The sequence below is a fragment of the Streptococcus sp. 68 genome (genome assembly GCF_013277415.1).
Taxonomy (GTDB): Bacteria; Bacillota; Bacilli; order Lactobacillales; family Streptococcaceae; genus Streptococcus.
In genome coordinates this window covers 40,900-47,254 of sequence record NZ_VMMX01000016.1, presented here as the reverse complement: position 1 = coordinate 47,254, position 6,355 = coordinate 40,900, and the positions used below count along the sequence as shown (strand labels likewise).

The window sequence follows — 6,355 nt, the reverse complement described above, 5'->3', positions numbered from 1 at the left end:
CTACAAATATTATAGAGCCTTTTTTTGGTGGGGAAATAAGTGGAATTTGAAATGGAAAAATATTCTTTTAAAAAAGGGATTCTGTATTTTTTAATGTTTATCTAATTAGAAAATGCTTTTTTTTTTTAGGAAATATGATATGATGATTTCATAAATAAAAGGAGATTCTATCAATGAATAATGTAAAAAAAGTTTGTCGTTTAGCTTTGCTATGTCTTTCTGTCTCTACCCTAGTTGCTTGTAGTTCTCTTTCTGAAAAGACAAGTAGCTCTTCTAGTGAGAATCAAACAGAAACTTCATCTAGTAGTTCTGAAAAGAAAGGATTGTTTGCCAAAGCAAAAGAAAAACTCAGTTCAAGCGATTTTAACCCACAAGATGTTAGCGATACGACAATTGAGTCTATAAAAACCTATGAAGATTACTTGATTATGAATGAGAAAATAATCGATAATTACTATACAGAAGCAGATGAAGCCTTTAAAGGGACTGTTTTAGAAGATAGTGCTGCTATCCAAGAACTGAAAGATAGCACTAAAAAAGAAATGGAAGATTTGAAAAAACAATATGGTCCACTAAAGAAAGCACCGATTCAAGGGAAAGAAGAAGTGATTAAGACTCTAAAAGATTATCGTGATAATCTACATGAACAAGTGGAGCAGTGGAAAGCTAGTCTTTAATAGGAAGAGTGGAGTTCAATATGGATTATCAATTATTGCCACATGAATATATGGTTATGAATAGTGACCATGTGAGTTTTGGGAAAAATGGTTTGGCTACAGATGAATTAATTTTAACGAATCTACACTTAGTACATATTAAAAAAGGTTTTTGGGGAGGGAAAAAAGACCAGGTTACCATTCCTATTAACCAGATTAAAATTTTTGAAGGGAAACCTCAAGTTTCAGTAACCAAAACCAATGGTGTGAAACGGTTGGAAATTTATTATAATGGCGGACAAGCTATCTTTTCATTTAATAATACTAAGGATACTGACAAGTGGGCTAGAAACATTATTAAATTGATTTCAGGTGATACAAGCAATTTTGAAACCTTGGGGGATAGCAGCTTATTCGGAGCAGATGTTTTAGCAGAAACATTTAAGGATACATTTGACACTTTTAAAGCAGGGCTTGGGATTAAGGATGCAGAGCCAGAAAAGATTTCAACCAAGTGTAGCTTTTGTGGAGCACCTTTGTCAGGTCAAGTGAAGCAAACAGTGAGATGTGCCTATTGTGATATGGAGCAAAGTTTATAAGGGGGCAATTAAATGGGGTTGATAAAAGCCATCACAGATTCTATTGGTGGGACATTTGCAGATCAGTGGAAAGAAATTATCACAGTTCAAGCTTTTGATGAACATACAGCTGTAAGTCCCGGTATTGTTCAAGAAAGTAATAATGGTAGGGGTGTCAATACGAAGGGATCTGTAGGTGTTATTTCGAACGGATCCAAGATTTTTATTCCAGAAAATACTGCTGCCTTTATCTTTAGTCAATCTGGTATCGAGGAAATTATTACAGAACCAGGTGGATATGAATACCAAAATGGTGAGAGCAGTGTTTTTAATGGTGATGGATTGAAAAAATCACTGTTTGACAATGTTGTTCATCGTGTTGGATTCGGTGGTCAAAGTGATCAGCAAAAACAGATTTGTTTTGTTAATTTGAGAGAAATTCGTGATATTAAATTTGGGACTCGTGGCCCAGTCATGTATAACGATTTGTTTTATGGGACAGATTTAGAAGTACGTGCTTTTGGAACATTTTCTATCCAAATTACAGATGCTAAGCAATTTATCAGAAACTTTCTTCCTGCCAATGTGACTTATTATACCTTTGATAGCGCTCAAGCTAGATCACAAATAGTAACAGAATTTCTTCAATCTTTTATTGTTGCACTTAATTCTTTGTCAACAACTTATCGTATTTCACAATTACCCTCACAAGCTGCAGTTCTTGCGGAACAAGTATCAAATGATGGACAGTATGCAGGGACTTGGAAAGAACGTTTTGGATTTGAGATTGTAAAAGTTGCCATCGCTAATATTGAGTTCTCACCAGAATCTAAGGAACTGGTCAAACAATTTTCATCAAATAAGATGAATTTAAAAGCTTATGATGATGTATCGCAGAAATCTTCTAATATTGCAGCACAACAAAAAATTGCATCAGGAGTAGAGCAACATGGTCTAGGTGATAGTGCTGGCATGATATTTGGAATGAATATGGCTCAAAGTTTAGATGAAAAAGCCATGAAACCAAGTCTATCATTAGATGAGCAAATAGAAGCACTTACAAAACTAAAATCTCTTTTAGATGCAGGTATATTATCTCAGGAAGAATTTGATCGAAAGAAAAAAGAAATTATGGATTTATAAGATGAAGCTCGAAAGTTCATAGTTATACTCAATGAAAATCAAAAAGCAAACTAGGAAGCTAGCCGCAAGCTGTACTTGGGTACGGTAAGGCGACGCTGACGTGGTTTGAATTTGATTTTCGAAGAGTATTAGTGTGTATTCAAGGAACATTTTAGTTGAAACAATAATAGACTATCGTTCACAGATAGAATATCATGTTGTAAAGGTAGGAGTTGAATATTTTAGCTGTCTCTACAAAGACTATTAAAAATCTTTAACAAATAAGTTGCTAAGGATTTTTTGAAAATTTTTGAGGGGAATTTGAAACATACTTTAAAAGAGTATGCTATCATAGAATATAACTTACAGAAGTAAAAGGAGTTTGTATATGGCTGAACAAGACTTAGCTATGCAAGTATTACAACAAGTGGTAAAACTACCAGTTGTTAAGGTTGAACGTTCGAAATTTTTAGTGGATAAGTTTTCCAAAGAATTGGATCCACAGGACATTCCTACTTTATTAGAACAAGGCCCAACGTCTCTCTTATCTCAAGAAATCTTAGATCGAGTGGCTAATGCCTGTATTAGGGATAATGTTTTATTGGCGAGTGGAACTTCTGTTGTTGCAGGATTACCAGGTGGACTTGCCATGGCAATTACCATTCCAGCTGATGTGGCTCAATTTTATGGTTTCTCTCTGAAATTGGCTCAAGAATTAGGTTATATTTATGGTTATGAGGATCTTTGGGCTTCACGCGAGGAGTTGAGTGAAGATGCTCAAAATACTCTCTTGCTTTATCTAGGTGTAATGTTGGGGGTAAATGGAACCGCTGCCTTGCTACGTGCAGGTGGTATAACAATTGCCAAACAGGTAATGAAAATAGTGCCTAATAAAGCTTTAACAAAGACGCTTTGGTACCCTATTTTGAAAAAAGTCTTAAGAATATTTGGTGTGAATCTGACCAAGGGAGGGCTGGCCAAAGGAATGGGAAAATTCATTCCTATCTTGGGTGGTATCATTTCAGGTGGTTTAACCTTTGCAACTATGAAACCAATGGGGGAAAGCTTGCAGAAAGAATTATCCAAGCTAGTCAACTATAGTGAAGTTCAATATCAAGAAGATGTTGAAACAATCCGAAAAGAGGCTGAAATCCTCGAAGGAGAGTAATATGGGACTCATAAAAATTCTAGCTAAAACTTATGGGAATTACTTTTTGACCATGCAAGGTGTAAAAGTAATGAAAACGATAAAGAAAGATGACCACGCCGTTGTTGGTCTGGGAAAACTTTTTATTGCTGACAAGTTAATGGATACGGCTCGGTGGCTCATTAAGCCAGAGGATAAAAAATGAAATTTTTCTGGGGACTTCTTGCCATTATTTTTATCAAACCGATTATTGGGATTGTGAAATTCTTTTGGATGATCATCTCTTTTGCAGTCCAATTATTGTTTTACAAGATAGTGTTTAAGATATTGGATTGGCTCTTTAAACTTATCTAGATGGTAATCCAAGTCGCAGAGAACTAGCAGGAACTCCACTGCTAGTTTTTTATTCTCTTTCCATATGGTATAATATAAGCAGTAAAATCATTTTAGAACATACAATGGAGGTCGTCATGGACAATATCATCGATGTGTCAATTCCTGTTGCAGAAGTGGTGGACAAGCATCCAGAAGTCTTGGAAATCCTAGTGGAGCTTGGTTTTAAACCCCTTGCTAATCCCTTGATGCGCAACACAGTCGGTCGTAAGGTATCGCTCAAACAGGGTTCTAAGCTGGAAGGAACTCCTATGGACAAGATTGTCCGCACACTGGAAGCTAATGGCTACGAAGTGATCGGATTAGACTAATGGCAGATGAACGGATTCATGTCCTACGGGATATTTTGTTAGAATTGCATAATGGCGCCTCTCCTGAGTCGGTTCAGGAGCGTTTTGATGCGACCTTTGCGGGTGTCTCAGCCATAGAGATTTCCCTCATGGAGCACGAGCTGATGAACTCAGACTCAGGTGTCACCTTTGAAGATGTCATGGAACTCTGTGATGTCCATGCTAATCTTTTTAAAAATGCTGTTAAGGATGTCGAAGTTTCAGATACCGAGCACCCAGGTCACCCAGTTCGTGTCTTCAAGGATGAAAATCTGGCCCTCCGTGCTGCCTTGATTCGTATTCGGAGATTGTTAGATACCTATGAGACCATGGAAGACGAGGAAATGTTGGCGGAGATGCGTAAGGGCTTGGTTCGACAGATGGGCCTTGTCGGTCAATTTGACATCCACTACCAGCGTAAGGAAGAGCTATTTTTCCCCATCATGGAGCGCTATGGTCACGATTCACCTCCTAAGGTCATGTGGGGAGTGGATGACCAGATCAGGGAACTTTTTCAAACAGCTTTAGCGACAGCCAAGTCACTACCAGAAGTGTCAATTAGCAGCGTAAAAGAAGCTTTTGAAGCCTTTGCGACAGAGTTTGAAAGTATGATTTTCAAGGAAGAGTCCATCCTTCTCATGATTCTCCTCGAGTCCTTTACTCAAGATGACTGGCTTCAGATTGCGGAGGAGAGCGATGCCTATGGCTATGCCATCATCCGTCCGTCTGAGAAATGGGTACCAGAAAGACAGAGTTTTGTTGAGGAAAAGAGTGCAGGGGAGCCTGTGCAGCTAGATACGGTAGAGGGTCAAGTTCAGCAAGTTATCGATACGCCAGAAGGCCAGTTTACCATTACCTTTACCCCTAAGGAAAAGGAAACAGTGCTGGACCGTCATAGTCAACAGGCTTTTGGGAATGGTTATCTCTCAGTCGAGCAGGCCAATCTGATTCTCAATAACCTCCCTATGGAGATTACCTTTGTCAATAAAGAAGACATTTTCCAGTATTACAATGACAATGCGCCAGCTGATGAGATGATTTTCAAACGGACACCGTCTCAAGTCGGGCGCAATGTCGAACTCTGCCATCCGCCTAAGTATTTGGACAAGGTCAAAACAATCATGAAGGGGCTTCGTGAGGGAAGCAAAGATAAGTATGAAATGTGGTTCAAGTCAGAGTCGCGAGGCAAGTTTGTCCACATCACTTATGCTGCAGTGCACGATGAAAACGGAGAATTCCAAGGTGTGCTGGAATACGTTCAGGATATTCAGCCCTACCGAGAGATTGACACAGACTATTTTCGTGGATTAGAATAAGGAGAAAAAATGAGTTACGAACAAGAATTTATGAAGGAATTTGAAGCCTGGGTCAATACCCAGATTATGATCAATGACATGGCACACAAGGAAAGTCAAAAAGTTTATGAAGAAGACCAGGACGAGCGTGCCAAAGATGCCATGATTCGTTATGAGAGCCGCTTGGATGCTTATCAGTTCTTGCTTGGTAAGTTTGAAAACTTCAAAGCAGGCAAGGGATTTCATGACTTGCCAGAAGGCTTGTTTGGTGAGCGAAATTATTAAACGAGATAGATTCTTGATTTTTTACTAAAATCTTGATAGAATATTTATATTAAATCCTTGTCAGAGCAGGGGTTTTTTATTGAAAGGATTTTATCATGTCAAAGAAACTCAATCGTAAAAAACAATTACGAAATAGCCTCCGTCGTGCAGGTGCTTTTTCAAGTACTGTGACTAAGGTTGTAGAAGAGACAAAAAAAGTCGTAAAACGTGCTGAGCAGTCAGCGAGCCAAGCTGGTAAGGCTGTTTCTAAAAAGGTTGAACAAGCAGTAGAAGCTACCAAAGAGCAAGCTCAAAAAGTAGCCAATTCTGTAGAAGATTTTGCAGCAAACTTGGGTGGACTTCCACTTGATCGTGCCAAAACTTTCTATGATGAAGGCATCAAATCTGCTTCAGATTTCAAAAATTGGACTGAAAAAGAACTTCTTGCCTTGAAAGGAATCGGCCCAGCTACCATCAAGAAATTGAAAGAAAATGGTATCAAGTTCAAGTAATTTTTCTTGTTCCTTGCATTTCCGTTAAAATCTTGCTACAATAGAGCCATTAGAGGTGT

Annotated in this window: 9 protein-coding genes; all 9 read left to right on the top strand. The window is 38.3% G+C overall.

The window, feature by feature from the left end; all coding sequences use genetic code 11:
• Positions 1-173 precede the first annotated feature (173 nt).
• The 9 genes from HT720_RS09350 (at position 174) to HT720_RS09310 (ending at position 6,296) form a co-directional block, all read left to right on the top strand.
• Entirely contained in the window at positions 174-677 is a 504-nt protein-coding gene (locus HT720_RS09350; protein WP_173275946.1) for a hypothetical protein, read from the top strand.
• Positions 678-697: 20 nt separating this feature from the next.
• Positions 698-1,255 carry a hypothetical protein gene (locus tag HT720_RS09345; protein ID WP_000386255.1) on the top strand — a complete coding sequence of 186 codons (558 nt, stop codon included), beginning with the start codon at positions 698-700 and terminating at the stop codon, positions 1,253-1,255.
• A 12-nt stretch (positions 1,256-1,267) separates the two neighbouring features.
• Positions 1,268-2,377, top strand: a complete 1,110-nt coding sequence (locus tag HT720_RS09340) for an SPFH domain-containing protein (protein WP_173275943.1) — start codon at positions 1,268-1,270, stop codon at positions 2,375-2,377.
• 367 nt (positions 2,378-2,744) lie between these two features.
• Positions 2,745-3,524 carry a hypothetical protein gene (locus HT720_RS09335; protein ID WP_173275940.1) on the top strand — a complete coding sequence of 260 codons (780 nt, stop codon included), beginning with the start codon at positions 2,745-2,747 and terminating at the stop codon, positions 3,522-3,524.
• A 1-nt stretch (position 3,525) separates the two neighbouring features.
• Positions 3,526-3,708: a hypothetical protein gene (locus HT720_RS09330; RefSeq protein ID WP_050252318.1), complete on the top strand. Its 183-nt coding sequence runs from the start codon at positions 3,526-3,528 to the stop codon at positions 3,706-3,708.
• Between the two features lie 265 nt (positions 3,709-3,973).
• A complete protein-coding gene (locus HT720_RS09325; RefSeq protein ID WP_000368739.1) occupies positions 3,974-4,207 on the top strand; it encodes a DUF1858 domain-containing protein in 234 nt (77 codons plus the stop codon).
• Positions 4,207-5,541 carry a DUF438 domain-containing protein gene (locus HT720_RS09320; protein WP_173275937.1) on the top strand — a complete coding sequence of 445 codons (1,335 nt, stop codon included), beginning with the start codon at positions 4,207-4,209 and terminating at the stop codon, positions 5,539-5,541. Before HT720_RS09325 ends, HT720_RS09320 begins: the two co-directional genes overlap by 1 nt.
• 9 nt (positions 5,542-5,550) lie before the next feature.
• Positions 5,551-5,805, top strand: a complete 255-nt coding sequence (locus tag HT720_RS09315) for a DUF1912 family protein (protein WP_000119707.1) — start codon at positions 5,551-5,553, stop codon at positions 5,803-5,805.
• A 95-nt stretch (positions 5,806-5,900) separates the two neighbouring features.
• On the top strand, positions 5,901-6,296 hold the full coding sequence (locus tag HT720_RS09310) for a helix-hairpin-helix domain-containing protein (RefSeq protein WP_000038635.1): 396 nt from the start codon (positions 5,901-5,903) through the stop codon (positions 6,294-6,296).
• The last annotated feature ends 59 nt before the right edge of the window (positions 6,297-6,355 follow it).

Bases quoted from the DNA above. Each gene is read 5' to 3' on its own strand.
- HT720_RS09320 (WP_173275937.1), top strand. From the start codon at position 4,207: ATGGCAGATGAACGGATTCATGTCCTACGGGATATTTTGTTAGAATTG.
- HT720_RS09350 (WP_173275946.1), top strand. From the start codon at position 174: ATGAATAATGTAAAAAAAGTTTGTCGTTTAGCTTTGCTATGTCTTTCT.
- HT720_RS09335 (WP_173275940.1), top strand. From the start codon at position 2,745: ATGGCTGAACAAGACTTAGCTATGCAAGTATTACAACAAGTGGTAAAA.
- HT720_RS09345 (WP_000386255.1), top strand. From the start codon at position 698: ATGGATTATCAATTATTGCCACATGAATATATGGTTATGAATAGTGAC.
- HT720_RS09325 (WP_000368739.1), top strand. From the start codon at position 3,974: ATGGACAATATCATCGATGTGTCAATTCCTGTTGCAGAAGTGGTGGAC.
- HT720_RS09310 (WP_000038635.1), top strand. From the start codon at position 5,901: ATGTCAAAGAAACTCAATCGTAAAAAACAATTACGAAATAGCCTCCGT.
- HT720_RS09330 (WP_050252318.1), top strand. From the start codon at position 3,526: ATGGGACTCATAAAAATTCTAGCTAAAACTTATGGGAATTACTTTTTG.
- HT720_RS09315 (WP_000119707.1), top strand. From the start codon at position 5,551: ATGAGTTACGAACAAGAATTTATGAAGGAATTTGAAGCCTGGGTCAAT.
- HT720_RS09340 (WP_173275943.1), top strand. From the start codon at position 1,268: ATGGGGTTGATAAAAGCCATCACAGATTCTATTGGTGGGACATTTGCA.